Consider the following 22,917-nt stretch of genomic DNA (forward strand, 5'->3'; position numbering starts at 1 on the left):
GATGAGATTTGATGAAGCTTATTCAGGAAATGTATTTATTAAAAGTAAGCAAAATTACGAAGAAGCACAAGCGGTGATTTACGGTATGCCAATGGACTGGACAGTAAGCTATCGTCCAGGTTCACGCTTTGGCCCGCAGCGAATTCGTGAAGTATCGATTGGTTTAGAGGAATATAGCCCGTATTTAGACCGCGAGCTAGATGATGTGAACTATTTTGATGCTGGTGATATTCCGCTTCCTTTTGGTAATGCATCAAAAAGTTTGGATTTAATTGCAGATTTTATTCGTCAATTAATGCAAGATGGGAAAATTCCTGTTGGTATGGGTGGCGAACACTTAGTGTCTTGGCCTGTTATGAAAACAGTGGCAGACAACTATAAAGATCTTGCGATTATTCATATGGATGCGCATACGGATTTACGCGTGGAATACGAAGGAGAGCCGCTTTCTCACTCCACTCCGATTCGTAAAATTGCCGAATACATTGGTCCGAAAAACGTCTATTCATTCGGAATTCGTTCTGGAATGAAAGAAGAGTTTGACTGGGCAAAAGAAAACGGTATGCAAATTGCCAAATTTGAAGTATTGGAGCCTTTGAAAGAAGTGCTTCCAACTCTAGCAGGTCGACCAGTTTATGTCACAATCGACATCGACGTGTTAGATCCTGCGCATGCACCTGGAACTGGAACAGTAGACTGTGGCGGTATTACAAGCCGTGAACTACTAGCTTCTATCCATGCAATCGCAAACTCGGGAGTAAACGTTGTAGGCTTTGACTTAGTAGAAGTTGCACCAATTTATGATTCATCTGAACAGACTGCTAATACAGCTAGTAAATTACTTAGAGAAATGATACTTGGTTGGGTTAAATAATAAGCGTGATGTCCTTAAATGGGCATTACGTTTTTTTTGTTTTTCAGGCTCCAGTCAGAAAATGATGATTTAACGTAAGGAAATCCGATATGAGAAAGCCAGGTTCCATAGCAAAAGAACCTGGCTTTCATTAGGATTATCAATTGGATTTGTAGTGCCGGCCGCTCTCGAATAGACGCTAAATGCTCTCGGATAGCTGCCGATTCCTCTCGTATGCACTAAATTCCTCTTAAAACCAAGGTATCTCACTTCAAGTAAACTTATTAATGTGAAATTTGGTCTCGGTTATGGCGAAATTGGTCTCGCTTGTCGAAAAATGGTTGCGGTTAGGATTGAAATGGTCTCTGTTAGCATAAAAATAGTCTCATTAAGACGTATTTTAACTAATAATGTATAATAATTCCAAATTATAAAAAACCAAACTATTGTCAGAATAATTATCTAGTGTGAAGTCAGCTCTTTATTGAGTAAAATCGTTTTGTTCATCCATTTACTGGGGGAGGATTGTAATGTTATAATAGATTCCTTTTTGATTAGTTGTCACATAAGCAAACTTTAAGATATAATGTGAAGGTTATAGTAAAAAACGGTGAAAAATTGTTATATATTCATGCACCATAAAAAAAGTGCTTATTAATCGTTTATTATTAACGATTATTTTTTAATGACGTAAATTAACTATGAAAATGCTCTAAAGGGTGAAGTCAATGTCTCAACCACTAAAGAAATCAGTCAATGTTCGTTTATTATCAACAATAAAACATCCAGACATTGCAAAAGAATCATTTGATATGCAAACGACAGGTGTTCTAACTTTAAAAGGAGAGCAGCCTTATTTAGTTTATGAAGAAATGCAAAATGAAAAGGCAGTTCGAACAACCGTAAAGTTAGATAATAATTCCGCTTTAATCTTACGCAGTGGTGGAGTGAAAATGCGTTTGCCATTTCAACTAGGTGAGCTTCAAACAGGAAGCTATGACACGGGATATGGCACAATGATGATTACAACAAATACAACGCAACTGCAATTCGAAGATGGCCATTTTCAAGTGGAATACGAATTGCTTATAAACGAAGAAGTTGCTGGTACATATACATTAGAACTAATTTATACGGAGGCGAAGTAAATGAACGCAGTAGAAAAAGTACAACAATCGATTAAAACAGCTTTACAACAAGCTATTTTAAAGGCGGAACTTGTAACAGAAGAGCAAATTCCATCTATCCATTTAGAAACACCAAAAGATAAAGCAAACGGTGACTATGCAACTAATATTGCGATGCAGCTGACTAAGCTTGCGAGAAAAAATCCTCGTCAAATCGCGGAAGCAATTGTAGCAAACCTTGATATGTCAGGAACAATGATGGAGAAAATTGACATCGCAGGACCTGGGTTTATGAATATTACCGTTCGTAAAGATTATTTACAAGAAGTAATTAAAGCTGTACTAACAGAAGAAGAAAAATACGGACGTACGAACTCAGGAGCTGGAGAAAAAATTCAAGTAGAGTTTGTTTCTGCCAATCCAACTGGTGATTTACATTTAGGGCATGCGCGCGGGGCATCTGTTGGGGATTCATTATGTAACGTCTTGGACTTTGCTGGATACGACGTAGCTCGTGAATATTATATTAATGATGCTGGTAATCAAATCCACAATTTAGCTGTTTCGATTGAAGTACGCTATTTTGAAGCATTAGGTTTAGAAAAAGAAATGCCAGAAGATGGTTACCGTGGGCAAGATATTATCGATATCGCAGCAAATCTTGTAAAAGAGCATGGCGATAAATTTGTTCATATGTCGGATGAAGAGCGTTACAAAGCATTCCGTGCACATGGGTTAAAAGTTGAGCTTGCTAAGCTACAAAAAGACTTAGCGGATTTCCGTGTTGGCTTTGATAACTGGTTTTCTGAAACTTCATTATACGAAGATGGTAAAATCGAGGTAGCATTAAATAAATTACGTGCGAATGGTCATATCTTTGAAGAAGAGGGAGCTACATGGTTCCGTTCTACTACTTTTGGCGATGACAAAGACCGTGTTTTGATTAAAAGTGATGGATCATTCACGTATTTATTGCCAGACATTGCGTACCATGAAGATAAATTAGTTCGTGGCTTCGATCAACTGATCAATATTTGGGGAGCGGATCACCACGGGTATATTCCACGTATGAAAGCTGCTATTGAAGCACTTGGATACGAGCGTGAGAAATTAGAAGTTTCCGTTATTCAAATGGTTCAATTGTATAAAGACGGCGAAAAAATGAAAATGAGTAAACGTACAGGGAAAGCTGTTACGATGCGCGAGCTTGTAGAGGAAGTTGGACTGGATGCAGTTCGTTATTTCTTCGGTATGCGTTCGGGCGATTCACATATGGACTTTGATTTAGATTTAGCAGTTTCTCAGTCAAATGAAAACCCTGTGTATTATGCCCAATATGCCCATGCACGTATTTGCTCAATTCTACGTTCTGCTGAAACACAAGAGTTGAAAGCTTCAACGGATTCACTTGAATTATTACAGAGTGAAAAAGAATTAGACTTATTGAAAAAAATCGGTGATTTCCCACAAGTCGTGGCAGATGCTGCAAAACTTCGTGCACCTCACCGTGTAGCAACTTATATTCAAGAATTAGCTGCAACATTCCATAGCTTCTATAATGCGGATAAAGTTTTAGATGCAGAAAACGTAGCTCTATCAGAAGCGCGTCTTGCATTAGTAACATCTGCTCGTCAAACAATTGCAAACGCACTTCGTTTGATTGGTGTAAATGCTCCAGAGAAAATGTAATTTGTAGTATTAAAGGGGCTGTCTAATAAGCTCATAAATTGAAGCAGGTGTAGAAAAACGAGTCTTTTTCTACACCTGTTTTTTTATACTTTTTATAAAACTACTATTTTTTGTAGGCAATTGAATGTAGTGGAAGACGGCGACTCCAGCGGGAATAGCGTGAGCTGAAGGCCCCGCAGGAGTGAAAGCGACGAGGAGACTGAAGCCATGCCCGCGGAAAGCGTCCGTCTGGAACGGAAACCAATACATTGGAAAAGGGACCATCTCTAAGTCACTATATGACTTTAGGGACAGCCCCTTTTTTTCTCGATGATGGCTTACAATAAAAAAGTTTCTCCATAGCATAGATGTGAATCGGTCGAATAACATCGGAATTTGGTAGAATAGTATTAATTATCGGTCAAATAATATGAAAACCTCTGTCGACAACCATTTAATTTAAGGTATAATAAGTGCATTGCACAATACATATTTTATTGCATAGAGGTGCTCAAGTTACGGATTACTAGAGTTAAAAGGGAAGCTGGTTAAAGTCCAGCGCGGTCCCGCCACTGTAAATGATACGGTTGTATCATGAGTCAGAAAACCTGCCTTTATGAAATTACACCCACTGCCTACGAGGATAGGTTTGGTGTAGATCGGCTTGGCCATTTTTTCCTCGCAGATTTATACCTATATCTATCTCTCATTCTATGGATGGGAGATTTTTTGTTGCAAAAACTTAGGAGGAATGACAAATGAAGAAAATATGGCAATTATGGATGGCATCCGCATTAGCAGTTTTACTATTAGTAGGATGTGGACAAGAAGAAGCAAAACCTGTTGAAAACACTGAAAGTCCACAAGTAGAAACTGCGGTAGAAGAAACAGAATTCCCGATCACAATCACAGATGCAGTTGGCAATGATATTACATTAGAAGAAGCACCAAAAACAATCGTTTCAATGATGCCAAGCAATACAGAAATTTTGTTTGCACTTGGATTAAATGAAGAAATTGTTGGTGTAAATGATTACGATAACTATCCAGAAGAAGCACTTGAAAAAGAGAAAATTGGCGGTATGGAATTCAATGTTGAGAAAATCGTATCCATGAATCCAGACATCGTATTCGCACATGAGTCAAGCCTTGGAATGGGCGAAGCAGGATTACAACAAATCCGTGACGCTGGTGTGAAAGTTTTCGTTGTAAAAAATGCAGTAGATTTCAATGAAACTTATACAACCATCGAAGAAATTGGTCGTGCTACTGGTAAATTAGCAGAAGCACAAAAAATTGTAGAAGATATGAAAGCAAAAGTAGAAGAAGTAAAAGAGAAAGTTGCAAAAGTAGAAACGAAGAAAACAGTATTCGTAGAAACATCGGATGTTCCTGAAATTTACACACCTGGTAAAGGAACATTTATGCAAGAGATTTTAGATATGGTGAATGCTGAAAATATTGCAGCAGATCAAGAAGGTTGGTTCAAAATTGAGCCAGAAGAAATCGTAAGCCGCAATCCTGATGTGATTATTGTTATGTATAGCTATGTACCTGGAATTGTAGAGAGCGTAAAAGCTCGTGATGGATTCGCTTCTATTTCTGCTGTGAAAAATGATGCAGTTGTTCAAGTAGATGAAAACTTAACAAGTCGTACAGGTCCACGTCTTGCAGAAGGATTAGAAGAAGTAGCAAAAGCAATTTATCCAGAGGCATTTGGTGAGTAAAGTCATGATCGGCTACATCCTGTCGATTGCTGCTCTATTAGTAGCAATTTGGCTCGGTGTATCGGTCGGATCCGTACAGGTACCGATCAGCACATTATGGAATACGGGAGCAGATGAAATCGCGACCAATATAGTTTGGAAAATTCGTATGCCACGGGTTGTACTTGCAGGGCTAGTTGGTGCCTCACTAGCCATTGCAGGTGCCGCGTTTCAAGGTTTATTAAAAAACCCGCTTGCAGATCCTTATACGTTAGGAGTGTCGTCCGGTGCCTCAGTAGGTGCCGTGGCTACGCTCTTTTTCGGTATTTCGGTACCCTTTTTAGGAATATACACATTACCTGTTTTTAGTATGATTGGTGCATTCCTTACGATGCTCCTTGTTATTACATTTGCTAAACTGGTCGACCGTTCCATGAAGATGGAGACCATTATTTTAACTGGGATTATTGTTAGTTCCTTTTTAGGTTCGGTTATTTCCTTGATGATTGCACTAACTGGGGAAGAGCTTCGCCAAATTATTGGTTGGCTGCTTGGTAGTGTATCGATGCGTGGGTGGGATTTTGTGCAAATGGCTTTACCATTTGTTGTGATTGGCTCGGCTTTATTAGCATGGAACAGAAGAGAATTAAATGCGATGCTATTTGGAGAAGAGCGTGCAAAGCATTTAGGAGTCGATGTGAAAAAGCGAAAAATGATGATACTAATCGGAGGATCGATGCTAACGGGAACGGCGGTTGCTGTGTCTGGAACAATAGGATTTGTGGGACTTGTCGTTCCGCATATGACAAGGCTTTTATTTGGTTCAGATAACAGACATGTGTTACCGTTAAGCTTCATTAATGGAGCTGCGTTATTAATCATTTGTGATTTAGTGTCTCGCACCATTATTTCGCCAACCGAGTTGCCAATTGGTGTCATAACAGCATTTATTGGTGCGCCAGTTTTTGCATTTATTTTCTTTAGACAACGGAAAAAAGGAGGCGTTTAATATGTTGAAAATAAAAAAATTATCTGGTGGTTACGACCACCAACTAATCGTTAAAAACGTCTCCTTCGAAGTTGAAAAAGGAGAAATGCTAGGCATCCTAGGACCTAACGGAAGCGGGAAATCCACTTTACTGAAAGTGATGAGTGGAATTTTACCGATGAAATCAGGAGACGTTCTGATCGACGAGAAATCTCTCCAATCTTATTCTCCCAAAGAACTAGCTAGGAAAATGGCGGTTCTTCCACAATTACATAGTCATGCATTTTCACACACAGTTAGAGATACCATTTCACTCGGGAGGTATCCTCATCAAAGTGGCTGGTTTTCCTCGTGGTCGGGTGAAGATGAAGCGGCAGTTGCCGAGGCAATGAAACTGACCGCAATAGAAAGATATGAGCATCAGTTGTTAGACCTATTGTCAGGAGGGGAGCAACAGCGCGTATTTGTTGCCCAAGCGCTTGCACAACAAGCTCCTATTTTATTACTAGATGAACCGACGAATCATTTAGACATTGCACACCAAAAGCAATTACTCGATACGATTAAAACGCAAGCTATTGAAAAAGGCATCACGATTATTAGTGTCTTTCATGATATAAATCTTGCTTCTCTATACTGTGATCGATTGTTATTAATGGATCAAGGGGAAATAAAAGCAATCGGTGAGCCACATGAAGTAGTAAAGAAAAGTCAGGTTGAAACGGTGTACAAAGCTAGAGTTAGCACAAATCCACATCCTGAGCGACCAAAACCACAAATTACAATTCTTCCAGACGTGAAGGAACAGAAGGATGAACAACTCATTACAACAGAAAACTTTCAAGTCACGGGAGATTTGGTCGTATTTCAAGCGGAAACGCAGCTAAAAACATGGTCCTCTGCCGTAATAAATGCGGGAAGTGGCTGGTATAGAAACTTCGTCAATCGAAGAGTGGTTGCTAATTATGCTTGCGACAATGTGCAAGAAGAAATGTTAGCGTACTTAGCTGATAAGGGGTTTTCGGAAGCAGATACCATTGGAATGATGACTGCGGTCCAAACAAAAGACGCAGTTATAAAAGAGTATGACACGCCATTTGGAAGTATTGTCATCATGGTTACTGCCGGAGTCGGAAATGCGGTAGATGTTTCAAGAGCACATGAAATTGAGATGCTGCCTGCTATCGGTACGATTAATACATGGATTATTATCAACGGAGAACTTTCCGATGAAGCATTTATCCAGTCTGTTATTACTGCAACGGAAGCAAAAACGAAAGCGCTAGCTTTTGAAGAAGTAAAAGATCCACGGACAGGTACAATTGCAACTGGAACATCCACGGATAGTGTTTTAGTTGCTGCGACTCAAAAAGGAACGCATATTCCATACGCTGGTCCAATTACGGAAATCGGTAAAAAAATTGGATTAGGCGTATTTGAGTGCACAGTAGAAGCAATTCAAATATACAAAATAGCAAAAGGTTGGGTATAGGATGGGTCCGCATATTATTGCCATAGCAATTGGCCTATTACTGGACCGAATCATCGGAGACCCGCCGAATTGGCCGCATCCAGTCCGATGGATCGGATCGCTTATTTTAAAGCTAACCGCTCGGTTGAATAAAGGAAGAGCAAGGAAAGCAAAAGGATTTCTACTAGTTTTTATTGTAGTAGGTATCACATTTTTCGCTATATTAGCCATTTTAATTGGAGCTTATTCGATGCATATGGGCGTTGGAATTGCTGTGGAAAGTATTCTCATCGCATCAGGACTTGCTCAAAAAAGCTTGCAGGTTGCGGCAATGGATGTGTATAGACCTTTAATCAAGAAAGATTTACCTGCTGCGAGACAAAAACTTTCGTGGATTGTTGGACGAGATACAGAAAAACTAGACGAAAAAGAGATTACGAGAGGTGTCGTGGAAACGGTATCTGAAAATATTAGTGACGGGATTACTGCTCCACTTTTCTATGCATTTCTTTTAGCAGGTGCACCTGGGTTGTGGCTTTATAAAGCCATTAACACGCTCGATTCTATGGTTGGCTACAAAAACGAGAAATATGAAGAATTTGGCTATGCATCTGCAAAGCTGGATGACATTGCAAATTACATTCCGAGCCGTTTGACGGGCTATATTATTATGCTATGGGGCAAGAAAGAAAGTGCATTACCTTTTAGACAGCGAATGAAAGGCTGGTGGCTTGATGCGAAAAAGCACCCAAGTCCAAATAGCGGCTACTTAGAAGCTGCTACAGCCTATCAGCTAGGTATACAACTCGGTGGAATCAATACATATAAAGGAATCGTATCCAATCGAGCTTTAATGGGAGTTGGAGAAGTTCCGCTAAATCCTAGCCATATTTTAGGGGCCATCTCCCATCTAAAAACAGCTGTATTTCTATTTTGGCTTTGGATGATGGTGATCGGAGGAGTTTTATTTGTCATTACCTAATCACGGGGCAAACGCGCATCACGTATATGAACGTCTAGGTATGAAAATACCAGAAATGGTGATTGACTTTAGTGAAAATGTCAATCCATTAGGGCCGCCTGCATTTGTAAATGAAAAATGGTCCACATATGCAGAGTTAATAACTAAATATCCAGATCCGCATGGAGAACCATTTCTATCTGCAGCTGGACAATACCATCAAGTAGATGTCAATCAGGTGATAGTAGGAAATGGTGCAGCAGAAATATTCGCAAGCCTTGCAAAACGATATGAAAACAAGCGGGCTGTGTTGATTCACCCAACTTTTTCGGAATACGCAGCCACGCTTACACCTTATCATGTGTACATAAAAGAAATAATTGCACCACAAGCTCTTCCCTTGGACGAAGTGTTAGATGAAGTAGAATTTGCAGAAGTTATTTATATATGCAGACCGAATAATCCAACCGGCTACTTGATCCCGTTAAAAGAGATCCTACAAATAGCAGAGTATGCGAGAAGATATAAATGTGAAGTTATTTTAGACGAAGCGTTTCTAGATTTTATTGATGAAAGCGAATCATTTATACCGTATTTAAAGGATTTCCCGAATGTCATTGTCGTGCGTTCGATGACAAAAATGTATGCGATTCCTGGTTTGCGACTTGGATATGCTATTGCGGACGAGCAAATCATTAAAGAAATTCGCAGCAGAATGCCGCACTGGAATAGTAATGCTATTGCAACGACGATTGGTGCCGATTGCTTAAAGGAAGAAGAATATCGAATGCAGACAATTACCTTTGCGAAAGAAATGAGAGAGCAAACCAGAGTATTTCTTGAAAAGTGGAACTGTACTGTTCTTCCATCTCAGACGAATTTTATTTGTTTTCAGCTTCCTAATCCTGCGCGATCGAAAGGGTTTTTCGAATATTTATTAGCAAAGGGCTGTGTCCTTCGCCATACCGAGAATTTTAAAGGTTTAGACGGGAAATGGTTTCGTGTTGGCATGAAAGAGAAGCTGCAAATGGAGCAATTGCAAAAGGAGATGACCGCATGGTTCGAGGAAAACTTGTCTTCATAACGGGTGGTGTGCGGAGTGGAAAAAGTAGCTTCGCCGAACATTATTTGATGAACGAGCAAGCAAGGCGAAATGTGTATGTTGCTTCTGGAGTTGCGGTAGATGGTGAAATGGCGAAACGAATTGAAAGACATCAGGAGGATCGTGAAAATTATCCAGTCAAATGGATGACAATCGAGCAGTCAAGACACTTCGAACAAATCGTTTCGCAAATTCAAGTAGGAGACGGCATCCTTTGGGATTGTGTTACTACATGGCTTGCCAACGAACTTTACGAAAGCAATATGGAAGAAGTGGAAAAACAACTTTACCATGCAATCGATCAATTATTAGAAAAAGCTAAGGTAGTCGTCATCGTTTCGAATGAAGTGCTCGATGAACCATTGTCTACTTATGAAAGTGTCGTCCTCTATCAAAAGTGGATTGGCCAAATTCATCAGCAGCTTGTGGCAAAAGCAGATTACGCATTTGAAATGGAATACGGCATAAGCCATCAGTGGAAATGAGGGATATACGTGAAAGGATTAATGGTGCAAGGAACCGCTTCTAGTGTAGGGAAAAGCTTGGTCTGTACGGCTATTTGTCGACTGCTTGCAAATGAAGAAAAAAGAGTGGCACCTTTTAAATCACAAAATATGTCCAGCTTAAGCATTCATACAGCAGAAGGCTTTGAGGTTAGTGTTTCGCAAGCATTGCAGGCTAGAGCTGCCAAAACTCCCTACTTAACGGACATGAATCCGATATTATTAAAACCTTCTGGGAATATGGAAACAGACCTAATTATCCTTGGGAAAAAAGAAAATAGAATGAATGGAATGCGCTATCGCGAACAGTTTTTTGAAGAAGGCCAACAGCTTATAAAAAGCAGTTTAAGAAAGCTATCCGATTCCTATGAATACCTCATTTTAGAAGGTGCAGGCAGTCCTGTTGAAATGAATTTAAAAGATCGAGAATTAGTCAATATGCGGGTTGCCGATTTGGCAGATGTTCCGGTTATATTAGTAGCAAATATCGAATATGGTGGTGTGTTTGCATCCATCGTTGGTACCCTTGCCCTACTGCCAGAAGCACAGAGAGACCGAGTGAAGGGGATTATTATTAATAAGTTTCAAGGAGATATCTCGCTATTCCAAGATGGCATTGACTACATCAAATCGTATACAGGAGTCGACGTATTAGGGGTTGTCCCTTATTTTCCGAATGAACTGGAGGAAGAAGACGGTGTAGCAAAAGGTACTAAAGCTTCCTCCGATGAACAAATAAATGATTGGGCAAATCATTTTAAAAAGCACGTAAAGTGGGAAGAAATAGTAGCTATTTTAGAGGGCGATAAGGTGAATAAATGACAAGCCTTTTACTAGCACTTCAATTTTTCACCATCGTTCCTGTTCATAAAAATTTACCAATGGAAAAGCGACAAATTACAGGCATGTACAGTTTTTTTCCATGGATAGGTGCTAGCATAGGGGCGATTACTTGTGCACTGCTCTACTTCGAATGGAGTCCATTAATGACGGGATTCGGCATTGTACTTCTAGGGATACTCTTTTCTGGAGGTCTCCATATGGATGGGTTTATTGATACATCGGATGCGTTCTTTTCCTACAGAGATCGAGTGAAACGATTTGAAATTTTAGACGATCCACGAGTCGGGGCTTTTGGTGTGATGGCAGTGGTTTTATTAATCGTAGGTAAAGTAATTATTGTAGCGGAAGTGCTGGCAACTGACACGTTTCATTGGGTTTTTGTATTACTTATTCCTTTTTTCTCAAGGGCTACACTGGTGATGCTATTTGGGTTAACTAGAAGTGCAAAGGAAAGTGGCTTGGCATATTTTTTTAAACAGAAGATGCATGCGAACATAGTCCTACTAGCAACTGCATGTAATTTATTTGTCGGTCTCTTCGTACTAGGATGGCTGACAAATGGGATGATTGCACTTACTTTTGCGGTCGTCTTCGTATTATTTATTTGTGTATTCCGCAATTGGGTCATGAAAAACTTCGGCGGTGTTTCAGGTGATCTGCTTGGTGCGAGTGTGGAAGTTTCGGAGGTGGCACTATGGCTGACGCTTTTATTATTACTCTCATAAGGCACTTGCCGACACAAGGTAATCGTGAGAAAAAGTATATTGGCTGGACCGATGAACCGATCATTTCTGGAATAAAAACGAAATTCCTTTCACAGGAAATGAAACAAGTTATCGGCAGTGATCTGCTACGTTGTAAGCAAACGGCAAAACAAATATTCAAAGAGGTTCCTTATATTCCAAATAGACAACTGCGAGAATGCTCCTTTGGTGATTGGGAAGAAAAAACATATAATGAATTAAAAGAAGTTCCTTTATATAAGGAATGGCTAAATGACTTTCGAGCAGTAGTACCTCCAAACGGAGAGTCACTAGTCGACATGGAAGAGCGAGTATTACAGGCTTTTTATGATGTGGTGAAAGATTTTGAACAGCCAATTATGGTAACACATGGTGGACCTATTCGATTTTTATTAACAAAATTTGGACCTATTGAAAAGAATTTTTGGGATTGGGAAGTTCCCCATGGTAGTAGCTACAAGCTGCAATGGGCAGATAAAAAAGACGTACTGGAGGGGAAACGGTGCACGTCATTTTCGGTGGAGCATTTAATGGAAAAAGAGCGTATGTAGAAAAGTATGTCCAGAGGCGAAGTGTGCAGTGGGTTGATGCCGCAGCAGATGCCGTTGTTTTATTGCCAGCAACGGAAGTAATCGTTGTTTTTGGAGTGGAGAACCTTTTGGAACCAGCTCTCAGTAAGTTACACGAACGATTAGAACAGTGGAACAAAACAGTAGAAGTAATAGTCATTGCAACAGAAATTGGACGTGGCATAGTCCCTGTTGAAGCAAGCATGCGCAAATTGCGAGATGATGTCGGAAGGTTTTATCAACAGCTTTTTACAAGGGCAGACCATGTAACACGAATTTGGTACGGAATTCCACAAACGATAAAGGGAGATGATTGGAATGAAGATTTACACAAAAACGGGTGACAAAGGGCAAACAGGATTAATAGGTGGAAGAACAGACAAAGATGATATTCGCGTAGAAACGTACGGAACGATTGATGAAGTAAATTCATTTATCGGAAAAGCAGTGACCGAACTAGATCCAGCCATCTTTGCGGATATGTTAGAGGATTTAGAAACGATTCAGCACGAATTATTCGACTGCGGTGGAGATTTAGCAAACGTATCCAATCGTCGAGTGTATAAAATGACGGACGAACCAATTGAAGCAATGGAAAAACGTATTGATGTGCTGGTAGAAGAAGGCCCATTACTAGAACGCTTCATCTTACCTGGTGGAACACCAGCAGCGGCAACACTTCATATTGCGCGTACGATTACAAGACGTGCAGAGCGACAAATGGTGACATTGATGAAAACGGAAGAAGATGTTCCAGCAGTTGTGCAACGCTATTTGAATCGCTTATCCGACTATTTATTCGCAGCAGCACGCGTAGCAAATTCACGTGAAAATGTGTCAGATGTAGAATACGTACGCAGTGCAAAAGTATTTAAAAACGTAGGAAGTGTGAAGAAAGAGGGGGAGTAAGAACGATGAAGCTTCGTTTACTAACACTCTCAGCAATGTTTGCAGCACTTTGTGCAATCGGCGCATTCGTTAAAATTCCAGTTGGTATCGGAAGCGCGGCACTGGATACGGTGCCAGCACTTGTTTCAGCCGCATTCTTACCCCCTGTTTATGCGGGGGCAGCATCTTTAATCGGTCATTTATCATCGTCTCTTTATGTAGGCTTCCCATTGGGACCGCTGCATATCATCATTGCGGTGGAGATGTTTATTATATTATTCGTATTTACTAAGCTTCATCAAGCAGGACGTAAAGTGCTGAAGTGGGTATTTTTCATTTTTGCGAACAGTGTTCTTGCAACACTTCCATTTTACTGGATTATCTCACCAGCATTTTTCGTAGGAGCACTACCAGGAATTACGATTGCAACTGTTTTGAATGCGGGAATCGCAATGATTGTCTCACCAATGGTCGAGCGAGTAATGGAGCGTTTGAAAATCCATGCGTAATGCAGTTTTATTGCCAAATGGATTTGTATTAACAACGGATAATTCTGCTGGTATCGGTGAAAAAGAACATGATATCGTTCCTGCTGCTGATGACATAGTTTCCTATTTTGCAGCTCGAGTAACGTTGCTAGAGCAGTGGGCAGCCCTGGCATATCCATCTTCCATTATTGTGCATAATTTTTCTGGTAATAAAAGCTGGGACCAGTATATTGCAGGCATAGAGAGATTATTTCAAGAGATTGAGGTAGAGGGTCCAGTCATTACGGGGAGTAGCGAAACCAACATGGAAACGTTGCAATCAGCAATGGCCGTCACGATGATCGGTGAGAGACAAGAAGAACGACTCGATTCATACGACTGGTTTATCTATGGGAAACCTTGTGTTGGCAATGAAGTTCTCGAGGAAGCAGAGAAAATTGCTAACATGAAAAAAATATGGAATGGCATTAACAACGGACTAGTCCATCGTGTTTGGCCAGTCGGCTCTACTGGAATATTAGAGGAATGCCATCGACTAGGATTGCTCGGAGAAGTAGATGGCTGGGACTTAGGGAAATCTGCGGGACCAGCAACCTCTGTTTTACTAGGCATCCCACTAGATCGAATTGAAGAAGCAAAAATGCACTTTGGGCAATACTTTGAAGCAATAAAGTAAGGGATTGGGGCTATCTCGCATAGAGATAGCTCTTTATTGTTGGAACTGGTCTCGGTTTCAGGTAAATTAGTCTCGGTTCATGGAGAACTGGTTGCGGTTGTGAGTAAATTGGTTGCGATTTCAGACGAATTGATCTCGTTAAGCCACATTCTAACTAATTATGTATAATAATTCCAACTGAAAGATTCATATACTAATGAAGAAAGAGTTATCTCGCATATAGATAACTCTTTATTGTGAGAAATGGTCTCGGTTTCATGTAAATTAGTCTCGATTCATGGACAACTAGTTGCGGTTGTGAGTAAATTGGTTGCGATTCCGAGCGAACTGGTCTCGTTAAGCCGTATTCTAACTAATTATGTATAATAATTCCATCTGAAAGATTCATATTCCAGTGAAGAAAGGCTTATCTACAAAAGAAATAGCTCTTTATTGTGAGATGACATCTCGGTTAACATCCTTCTGTTCTCGATAACCTGCAAATTTATTACATCTCCTCCTGTAACCTCTCTACCCCTCATCCAAACTAATAAAAGAAAATAAGTTCAGTTTTCATGAAATAAAATTCTAGCAATTCCAATAAATAATTGTTGACTGAATGCTCACTCAGTTCTAATATTATAGTTAATTCTTATAATTCTATTTATATAATGGTATTCTATCCATATAATCATTTTACATCTTAGAGGGGGAGAATAAGATGGGTCCATTGTTAATAGCAAACTGGGTAATGTTTATAGCAGTTACTTTGTATGCAATTGGTTTATTCGCATATTTGTTAAAAACGAGGTATGCATATATTAAATTAGGGAAAAAAGTTGAATTTGAAGACAATGTGAAGGAAAGACTTCGCAAAATTTGGGTGTATGTATTCGGACAAAAGAAACTTTTAAAAGATAAGAAAAGTGGAACAATCCACGTTATGTTTTTTTATGGGTTCTTACTTGTCCAACTTGGGGCAATCGATTTTATTTGGAAAGGATTAGCACCGGATTCGCATTTACCACTTGGGCCGCTATATCCGGCATTTACATTCTTCCAAGAAATCGTGACATTAGTTATTTTGGTAGCAGTTGTATGGGCATTCTATCGCCGCTACGTAGAGAAGTTAGTTCGATTAAAACGAGGATGGAAAAATGGGCTTGTGCTTATTTTCATCGGTGGGTTAATGGTTTCTGTATTAGTTGGTAACGGTATGGGAATGATTTGGCATGGCCATGAAGCAGTTTGGACGGAGCCGATTGCATCTTCTATTGCAACTATTTTTGGATTCTTACCGGAAACGGCGGCAGTAGCTGTATTCTATATCATGTGGTGGGCGCATTTATTATTCCTACTCACATTCTTAGTGTATGTACCACAATCCAAGCATTTCCACTTAATCACTGGTCCAGCAAACGTTTATTTCCATCGTTTAGATAATGTTGGTAAACTACGTCCGATCAATTTTGAAGAGGCAGAAGAGGAAGACGCGGATGAAGAAGAAATGCCTTCATTTGGTGTAGGTCGCATTCAGGACTTTACACAAGCGCAAATGATCGACTTCTACGCATGTGTAGAATGTGGACGTTGTACAAATATGTGTCCTGCAACGGGAACAGGTAAAATGCTGTCACCGATGGACTTGATTGTTAAACTTCGTGATCATTTAACAATGACTGGAGCAGTTGAAACGAAGAAAAAGCCTTGGGTACCTGCACTTGCTTTCCAAGGGACAAAGGGGAACCAGCTTGCGATGGCTGCTGGAGCAGAAGGCGCAGTAATCGAAGATATTTATAGCCCTTCATTAATTGGAGATGTTATCACAGAAGAAGAAATTTGGGCATGTACGACTTGCCGTAACTGTGAAGACCAATGTCCAGTAATGAATGAGCATGTCGATAAAATTATTGACCTTCGTCGTTACTTAGTAATGACCGAAGGAAAAGTAAACCCGGATGCACAGCGCGCAATGACAAACATTGAACGTCAAGGAAATCCATGGGGCTTGAACCGTAAAGAGAAAGAGAACTGGAGAGATGCTCTTCCAGAGGTCCATATTCCAACAGTGAAAGAAGTATCTAAGGCTGGAGAAGAGTTTGAATACCTATTCTGGGTAGGTTCGATGGGATCGTTTGATAGTCGTTCACAAAAAATCGCCTTATCCTTTGCAAACTTAATGAACAAGGCTGGAGTAAAATTTGCGATTCTTGGAAATAAAGAAAAAAACTCTGGAGACACACCACGTCGCCTAGGAAATGAGTTTTTATTCCAAGAGCTGGCTACTGCAAATATTTCCGAATTTGAAAAAACTGGCGTAACAAAAATCGTAACAATTGACCCACATGCATACAATATCTTTAAAAATGAATACAGTGATTTTGGCTGGAATGGCGAAGTGCTTCACCATACAGAAATGCTATACGATTTAGTAAAATCAGGTCGCTTGAAACCACAATATGCGGTGGAAGAAACAATTACGTTCCACGATTCCTGTTACTTAGGTCGATACAATGATGTATACGATGCACCACGTGAAGTACTGAAAGCAATACCTGGCGTTAAGCTAGTGGAAATGAACCGTAACCGTGAATCAGGGATGTGCTGTGGAGCAGGTGGGGGACTAATGTGGATGGAAGAGCATGTAGGAAACCGTGTTAACGTTGCTCGAACAGAACAAGCATTAGAAGTAAATCCAACCGTTATTTCTTCAGGTTGTCCATACTGTTTAACTATGCTATCCGATGGTACGAAAGCAAAAGAAGTAGAGGGTACGGTTGGAACATACGATATCGCAGAACTACTAGAGAAATCTATTTTTGGAGAACAAACTCCAACAGTAGAAGAGGCAGTAGAAGAGCAAATCGAGGTAAACGTTCAATAAATAGACGTATCTCTATTGATTAGGCTTTGATAGATTAGGTTGTTGATTTTTAGAAGAAAATATTTTGCGGTTCGTCAGCGGAAAGCGAGCGGGTTTTCGGAAGATAACAATCTTTTCTTTTAACAGAGCTATTGATTAAAAAAAGAACATTCAGTAAACTAAAAGTAACAAGAGAGGGAGTAAAAGTACTCCCTTTTTTCTAACAAGTGAAGTCGAGCGAGCGTTCAGTCAACTAATTTTTTTATTTTACAATCAATGAAAGCGTATACAAAACAAAGGGGTGGCTGTGTTGAAAAAGACAGTAATTTTGGATGGGGCACGTACAGCTTTTGGTAAGTTCGGTGGAGCATTTAGTAGTTTAACAGCTTCGGATCTTGGTGGGGTAGCAATAAAAGAAGCATTAAATCGTGCAGGCGTACTAGCTGATCAGGTTGACGAAGTAATTATGGGGACAGTTTTACAAGCAGGGCAAGGTCAGATTCCTTCTAGACAGGCGGCAACAAAAGCAGGAATTCCTTGGTCTGTGAAAACAGAAACAATCAATAAAGTGTGTGCTTCTGGAATGCGTAGTGTCACGTTGGCTGATCAATTAATTCGCCTTGGGGATGAAGAAATCATTGTTGCAGGTGGAATGGAATCGATGTCTAATGCTCCTTATTATTTACCTAAAGGTAGATTTGGACTTCGAATGGGAGATGCCCAAATGGTAGACGGGATGGTATATGACGGGCTTTCCTGCTCCTTCCATCCAAAGCATGTGCATATGGGGACATACGGAAATTCTACTGCTGAGGTGTTCGAGTTATCACGTGAAAAGCAGGATGAATGGTCTTATAGAAGTCACGATCGTGCTTTAAAAGCAATTGATAACGGTATTTTTGCAGTGGAAATCATCTCAGTGGAGATACCACAGCGAAAAGGAGATCCAGTCATTGTAAATCAAGATGAAGCGCCACGCCGTGATACTTCTATCGAATCACTTGCAAAGCTAAAGCCTGCATTCGGAAATGATGGGACGATTACAGCAGGGAATGCACCTGGTATTAATGACGGAGCTTGCGCAATCGTTTTAACCAATGAAGAAAGAGCAAAAGAACTTGGTAAAGAGCCACTTGCTTATGTTTTGAGTCACGCTGAAATAGCAATTGAGCCGGAAAACTTCCCTCAAACACCCGGTATAGTAATTAATAAATTGCTTGATAAAGCAGGGAAAACACTTGCAGATATTGATTTATTTGAAATTAATGAAGCTTTTGCAGCTGTAGCACTGGTGAGTAGCCAAATTGCAGGGTTAGAAGAGGAAAAGGTAAATGTAAATGGCGGAGCAGTAGCGCTAGGTCATCCAATTGGAGCCTCTGGAGCCCGTATTATTTTAACGCTTGCATATGAATTGAAACGCCGTGGCGGTGGGATTGGAGTAGCAGCAATTTGTTCAGGTGGCGGGCAAGGCGACGCTATTATGATTGAAGTTCCAAAAACAGGGGGAAGTAACGTATGACAATTCAAAAAGTAATGGTAATCGGAGCAGGACAGATGGGATCAGGAATTGCACAGGTCTGTGCACAAGCAGGATACACAGTAAAGCTAAATGACAGAGAAGAACAATTTTACGATCGCGGAATTCAAACAATCACCAAAAACCTTTCACGCCAAGTGGAAAAAGGTCGTATGACAGAAGATGAAAAACAAGCAGTACTAAAAAATATTACAATGTCACTGTCAATCGAAGATGCGAAAGATGTAGACATCGTCATTGAAGCTGCTATTGAAAATATGGAAATCAAGCAATCTATCTTTAAACAACTAGATGAAATTACACCAAAGCATACGATTTTAGCAACCAATACATCATCGCTTCCAATTACAGAAATTGCTGCTGCCACAAATCGTCCAGCGCAAGTAATTGGAATGCATTTCATGAACCCGGTTCCAGTAATGAAGCTAGTGGAAATCATCCGCGGATTAGCAACATCCGACGAAGTGTATACATCAGTTGAAGATATGACGAAAAAATTGAGCAAAGTACCAGTGGAGGTAAACGATTTCCCAGGATTTGTTTCTAACCGTATATTGATGCCGATGATCAACGAAGCCATTTATACGCTTTATGAAGGGGTCGCAACAAAAGAAGCAATCGATGATGTGATGAAACTAGGAATGAATCATCCAATGGGACCACTTCAGTTAGCAGATTTTATCGGTTTAGATACCTGCTTATACATTATGGAAATCCTACATGAAGGATTTGGAGACAGTAAATATCGTCCGTGTCCACTGCTTAGAAAATATGTAAAGGCTGGTTGGATGGGGAAAAAATCAGGTCGAGGATTTTACAGCTACGAATAAACCGAATTTAGTCGGCCAGACCGTTAATACGGGATAAAGGGGTAATTAGGATGGAATTGAAATTCACCGAAGAACAACTAATGATGCGCAATATGGTTAGAGACTTTGCTAAAACAGAAATTGAACCATTTATTGAACGAATGGAACAAGGGGAGTTCCCTCGTGAAATTATTAAAAAAATGGGCGAACTTGGGTTAATGGGAATTACAGTTCCGGAACAATATGGCGGTTCTGAGATGGATTTTACAAGCTATGTTATCGCGATTAACGAACTGTCAAAAGTGAGTGCAGTTATCGGTGTCATTCTATCTGTTCATACATCTGTTGGAACAAATCCAATTCTTTATTTTGGGAATGATACACAAAAAAATAAATACCTACCAAAGCTGGCTTCGGGCGAATATTTAGGAGCATTTTGCTTAACGGAACCGTCAGCAGGATCAGATGCGGGTGCATTGAAAACAAAAGCCGTTAAACAAGGTGATCATTATATACTGAACGGCTCCAAAGTATTTATTACTAATGGTGGTGAAGCAGATGTGAATATCGTCTTTGCTTCTACGGATGCATCACAAGGATCTAGAGGGATTTCTGCTTTTATTGTGGAGAAAGACACTCCGGGTTTTATTATCGGGAAAGATGAACATAAAATGGGCTTACACGGCTCGAGAACTGTGCAAATGACATTTGAAGATATGAAAATTCCAGTTGAAAACCTTCTTGGTGAAGAAGGAGAAGGCTTTAAAATAGCGATGGCCAACTTAAATACAGGTCGTATTGGAATTGCAACGCAGGCGCTAGGCATTGCAGAGGCGGCGTTTGAGGCAGCAGTTGCATACGCAAAAGAGCGTGAGCAATTCGGTAAGCCTATTGCTGCAAATCAAGGGGTCGGCTTCAAGCTTGCAGATATGGGCACTGCGGTAGAAGCAGCACGACTACTTATTTACCGTGCAGCTAGCCTACGAGATCAGGGAATTCCATGTGGAAAAGAAGCGTCGATGGCAAAGCTATTTGCTTCGAAGACAGCTGTAGACGTTGCAATTGAAGCAGTTCAAGTATTTGGCGGATATGGTTATACAGAAGATTATCCAGTAGAACGTTATTTCCGAGACGCTAAAATTACAGAAATCTACGAAGGAACAAGCGAAATCCAACGAATCGTTATAAGCAAGCATTTGATCAAATAAATTTCAAACAAATGGCTAAGTGTGACAAAATCGACTCAATAAGAGAGCACTCACCAGCCATACGAGAGCAATCACAATTCATCTGAGAACAAGCGAAAAACCAAAACACTACTACCAAAAAAGGCGGGATAAACAATGAACTTTCAACTATCAGAAGAACATGAAATGATTCGGAAAATGGTACGTGACTTTGCAGAAAAGGAAGTAGGTCCAACAGCTGCTGAGCGTGACGAAGAAGAACGCTTTGACCGTGAGATTTTTGACAAAATGGCAGAGCTAGGTTTAACAGGTATTCCTTGGCCAGAAGAATACGGTGGAATCGGTTCCGATTATCTTGCGTATTGCATCGCAGTAGAAGAACTATCTCGTGTTTGTGCGTCGACTGGCGTAACACTTTCAGCACACACATCACTTGCTGGATGGCCAATTTTTAAATATGGCAATGAAGAGCAAAAACAAAAATACCTTCGTCCAATGGCAGAGGGAACAAAAATTGGTGGTTATGGCTTAACAGAAGCGGGATCAGGCTCGGATGCAGGTGGAATGAAAACAACTGCTAAATTAGATGGTGATCACTACGTATTAAACGGCTCTAAGATTTTCATTACAAATGGTGGGATTGCTGACATCTATGTAGTGTTTGCAGTAACAGATCCAGAATCAAAACATAAAGGGACAAGTGCATTTATCGTAGAAGCAGATTTTGCAGGATTCTCTGTTGGGAAAAAAGAAAAGAAACTAGGAATTCGTTCTTCACCAACTACAGAAATTATTTTTGATAACTGCCGAATTCCGAAAGAAAACCTTCTTGGGGAAGAAGGAGAAGGTTTTATTATCGCAATGAAAACATTAGATGGCGGACGTAACGGGATTGCTGCGCAAGCAGTAGGAATTGCGCAAGGTGCACTGGATGCATCTGTGACTTATGCAAAAGATCGTGTCCAATTTGGAAAACCAATCGTTGCAAACCAAGGGGTATCCTTCAAACTAGCGGATATGGCAACTTCCATAGAAGCATCTCGTTTACTGACATATCAAGCTGCATGGCTGGAGTCAAATGGTCTTCCATATGGAAAAGAATCTGCTATGGCAAAACTAATGGCTGGAGACACAGCGATGAAAGTGACAACAGAGGCAGTGCAAGTATTTGGTGGATACGGGTATACAAAAGATTACCCAGTAGAGCGTTATATGCGCGATGCAAAAATAACTCAAATTTACGAGGGAACACAAGAAATTCAACGTCTTGTTATTTCTCGTATGCTGACAAAATAATAGATGCATATGGACAAAAAGCATGAAGTACTGACTACTGTAAAAGATGAAAATCTCATTGAAAAAAGACGTCAGCAAATGATTCAAGCAGCTGTTTCACTATTCAAGGTAAAAGGCTTTCACCGAGCGACAACAAGAGAAATTGCAAAGGAAGCCGGATTTAGCATTGGGACACTCTATGAATATATTCGTACAAAGGAAGATGTCCTCTATTTAGTTTGCGATAGTATCTACAATGAAGTGCACACAAAACTATCAGAATTTACACCTGAAAGTGGGACATTAGAGGACTTGGAAAATGCAGTACGTCATTATTACGGTGTAATTGATGACATGTCGGATGAGTTTGTTGTGATGTACCAAGAATCTAAGTCCTTACCGAAAAACGCACTTGAATATGTACTAAAAAAAGAACTAGAAATGGTTGAGATCTTTCATAAAATTCTCGTTGGTTGTATACAAGCTGGGGAACTTGAGCTAACGGAGGCACAAGCTAAACTCTATGCACATACACTTGTCGTTCAAGGACAAATGTGGGCATTTAGAAGATGGGCTTTGAGCAAGGAATATTCAATCGAACAATTTACAGAACTACAAATACAAGTATTACTCTATGGGATGAAGAAATAGTTTCGATTGCTAACAAACAAAGGGGGAACA

The 22,917-nt window shown here is 40.1% G+C and carries 22 protein-coding genes and 1 riboswitch; all 22 genes read left to right on the top strand.

Annotation, left to right across the window (positions count from 1 at the left end; all coding sequences use genetic code 11):
* Position 1 precedes the first annotated feature (1 nt).
* Positions 2 to 874 (top strand): agmatinase, encoded by an 873-nt coding sequence (gene speB / locus MHH81_RS03065; protein ID WP_340917728.1) that lies wholly within the window; start codon positions 2 to 4, stop codon positions 872 to 874.
* A 707-nt stretch (positions 875 to 1,581) separates the two neighbouring features.
* The gene (locus MHH81_RS03070) at positions 1,582 to 2,001 is read left to right on the top strand and encodes a DUF1934 domain-containing protein (protein ID WP_340917730.1); all 420 of its coding nucleotides are present in this window, start codon (positions 1,582 to 1,584) and stop codon (positions 1,999 to 2,001) included.
* A complete protein-coding gene (argS, locus tag MHH81_RS03075; RefSeq protein WP_340917732.1) occupies positions 2,002 to 3,669 on the top strand; it encodes an arginine--tRNA ligase in 1,668 nt (555 codons plus the stop codon).
* A gap of 467 nt (positions 3,670 to 4,136) precedes the next feature.
* Positions 4,137 to 4,278: riboswitch (cobalamin riboswitch) on the top strand.
* Between the two features lie 128 nt (positions 4,279 to 4,406).
* Positions 4,407 to 5,375 carry an ABC transporter substrate-binding protein gene (locus tag MHH81_RS03080; RefSeq protein WP_340917734.1) on the top strand — a complete coding sequence of 323 codons (969 nt, stop codon included), beginning with the start codon at positions 4,407 to 4,409 and terminating at the stop codon, positions 5,373 to 5,375.
* A gap of 4 nt (positions 5,376 to 5,379) precedes the next feature.
* Positions 5,380 to 6,363, top strand: a complete 984-nt coding sequence (locus tag MHH81_RS03085) for a FecCD family ABC transporter permease (RefSeq protein ID WP_340925101.1) — start codon at positions 5,380 to 5,382, stop codon at positions 6,361 to 6,363.
* A 1-nt stretch (position 6,364) separates the two neighbouring features.
* A complete protein-coding gene (locus MHH81_RS03090) occupies positions 6,365 to 7,834 on the top strand; it encodes an adenosylcobinamide amidohydrolase (RefSeq protein ID WP_340917736.1) in 1,470 nt (489 codons plus the stop codon).
* A 1-nt stretch (position 7,835) separates the two neighbouring features.
* Entirely contained in the window at positions 7,836 to 8,795 is a 960-nt protein-coding gene (gene cbiB, locus MHH81_RS03095; RefSeq protein WP_340917738.1) for an adenosylcobinamide-phosphate synthase CbiB, read from the top strand.
* Entirely contained in the window at positions 8,782 to 9,858 is a 1,077-nt protein-coding gene (locus MHH81_RS03100; protein WP_340917740.1) for a pyridoxal phosphate-dependent aminotransferase, read from the top strand. Before cbiB ends, MHH81_RS03100 begins: the two co-directional genes overlap by 14 nt.
* Positions 9,831 to 10,361 carry a bifunctional adenosylcobinamide kinase/adenosylcobinamide-phosphate guanylyltransferase gene (locus tag MHH81_RS03105; RefSeq protein ID WP_340917741.1) on the top strand — a complete coding sequence of 177 codons (531 nt, stop codon included), beginning with the start codon at positions 9,831 to 9,833 and terminating at the stop codon, positions 10,359 to 10,361. The genes MHH81_RS03100 and MHH81_RS03105 overlap by 28 nt, the downstream gene beginning before the upstream one ends.
* Positions 10,362 to 10,370: 9 nt before the next feature.
* Positions 10,371 to 11,201, top strand: a complete 831-nt coding sequence (locus MHH81_RS03110; RefSeq protein ID WP_340917743.1) for a cobyric acid synthase — start codon at positions 10,371 to 10,373, stop codon at positions 11,199 to 11,201.
* Positions 11,198 to 11,947 (top strand): adenosylcobinamide-GDP ribazoletransferase, encoded by a 750-nt coding sequence (locus MHH81_RS03115; protein WP_340917746.1) that lies wholly within the window; start codon positions 11,198 to 11,200, stop codon positions 11,945 to 11,947. The genes MHH81_RS03110 and MHH81_RS03115 overlap by 4 nt, the downstream gene beginning before the upstream one ends.
* Entirely contained in the window at positions 11,917 to 12,516 is a 600-nt protein-coding gene (locus MHH81_RS03120; protein WP_340917748.1) for a histidine phosphatase family protein, read from the top strand. The genes MHH81_RS03115 and MHH81_RS03120 overlap by 31 nt, the downstream gene beginning before the upstream one ends.
* Entirely contained in the window at positions 12,468 to 12,878 is a 411-nt protein-coding gene (locus MHH81_RS03125) for a bifunctional adenosylcobinamide kinase/adenosylcobinamide-phosphate guanylyltransferase (RefSeq protein ID WP_340917752.1), read from the top strand. Before MHH81_RS03120 ends, MHH81_RS03125 begins: the two co-directional genes overlap by 49 nt.
* Positions 12,853 to 13,443 carry a cob(I)yrinic acid a,c-diamide adenosyltransferase gene (locus tag MHH81_RS03130; RefSeq protein WP_340917755.1) on the top strand — a complete coding sequence of 197 codons (591 nt, stop codon included), beginning with the start codon at positions 12,853 to 12,855 and terminating at the stop codon, positions 13,441 to 13,443. The genes MHH81_RS03125 and MHH81_RS03130 overlap by 26 nt, the downstream gene beginning before the upstream one ends.
* 5 nt (positions 13,444 to 13,448) lie before the next feature.
* The gene (locus MHH81_RS03135) at positions 13,449 to 13,931 is read left to right on the top strand and encodes an ECF transporter S component (RefSeq protein ID WP_340917757.1); all 483 of its coding nucleotides are present in this window, start codon (positions 13,449 to 13,451) and stop codon (positions 13,929 to 13,931) included.
* Positions 13,924 to 14,586 carry a hypothetical protein gene (locus tag MHH81_RS03140; protein ID WP_340917759.1) on the top strand — a complete coding sequence of 221 codons (663 nt, stop codon included), beginning with the start codon at positions 13,924 to 13,926 and terminating at the stop codon, positions 14,584 to 14,586. Before MHH81_RS03135 ends, MHH81_RS03140 begins: the two co-directional genes overlap by 8 nt.
* A gap of 700 nt (positions 14,587 to 15,286) precedes the next feature.
* The gene (locus tag MHH81_RS03145; RefSeq protein ID WP_340917760.1) at positions 15,287 to 17,449 is read left to right on the top strand and encodes a (Fe-S)-binding protein; all 2,163 of its coding nucleotides are present in this window, start codon (positions 15,287 to 15,289) and stop codon (positions 17,447 to 17,449) included.
* Between the two features lie 289 nt (positions 17,450 to 17,738).
* Positions 17,739 to 18,947 (top strand): acetyl-CoA C-acetyltransferase, encoded by a 1,209-nt coding sequence (locus tag MHH81_RS03150; protein WP_340917762.1) that lies wholly within the window; start codon positions 17,739 to 17,741, stop codon positions 18,945 to 18,947.
* Positions 18,944 to 19,795 (top strand): 3-hydroxybutyryl-CoA dehydrogenase, encoded by an 852-nt coding sequence (locus tag MHH81_RS03155; RefSeq protein ID WP_340917764.1) that lies wholly within the window; start codon positions 18,944 to 18,946, stop codon positions 19,793 to 19,795. The genes MHH81_RS03150 and MHH81_RS03155 overlap by 4 nt, the downstream gene beginning before the upstream one ends.
* Before the next feature lie 50 nt (positions 19,796 to 19,845).
* Positions 19,846 to 20,982 carry an acyl-CoA dehydrogenase gene (locus tag MHH81_RS03160; RefSeq protein ID WP_340917767.1) on the top strand — a complete coding sequence of 379 codons (1,137 nt, stop codon included), beginning with the start codon at positions 19,846 to 19,848 and terminating at the stop codon, positions 20,980 to 20,982.
* 135 nt (positions 20,983 to 21,117) lie between these two features.
* The gene (locus MHH81_RS03165; protein ID WP_340917770.1) at positions 21,118 to 22,257 is read left to right on the top strand and encodes an acyl-CoA dehydrogenase; all 1,140 of its coding nucleotides are present in this window, start codon (positions 21,118 to 21,120) and stop codon (positions 22,255 to 22,257) included.
* Positions 22,258 to 22,266: 9 nt separating this feature from the next.
* Positions 22,267 to 22,887: a TetR/AcrR family transcriptional regulator gene (locus tag MHH81_RS03170; RefSeq protein WP_340917772.1), complete on the top strand. Its 621-nt coding sequence runs from the start codon at positions 22,267 to 22,269 to the stop codon at positions 22,885 to 22,887.
* The last annotated feature ends 30 nt before the right edge of the window (positions 22,888 to 22,917 follow it).

This window comes from Psychrobacillus sp. FSL H8-0484, from assembly GCF_038005325.1.
Taxonomy (GTDB): Bacteria; Bacillota; Bacilli; order Bacillales_A; family Planococcaceae; genus Psychrobacillus.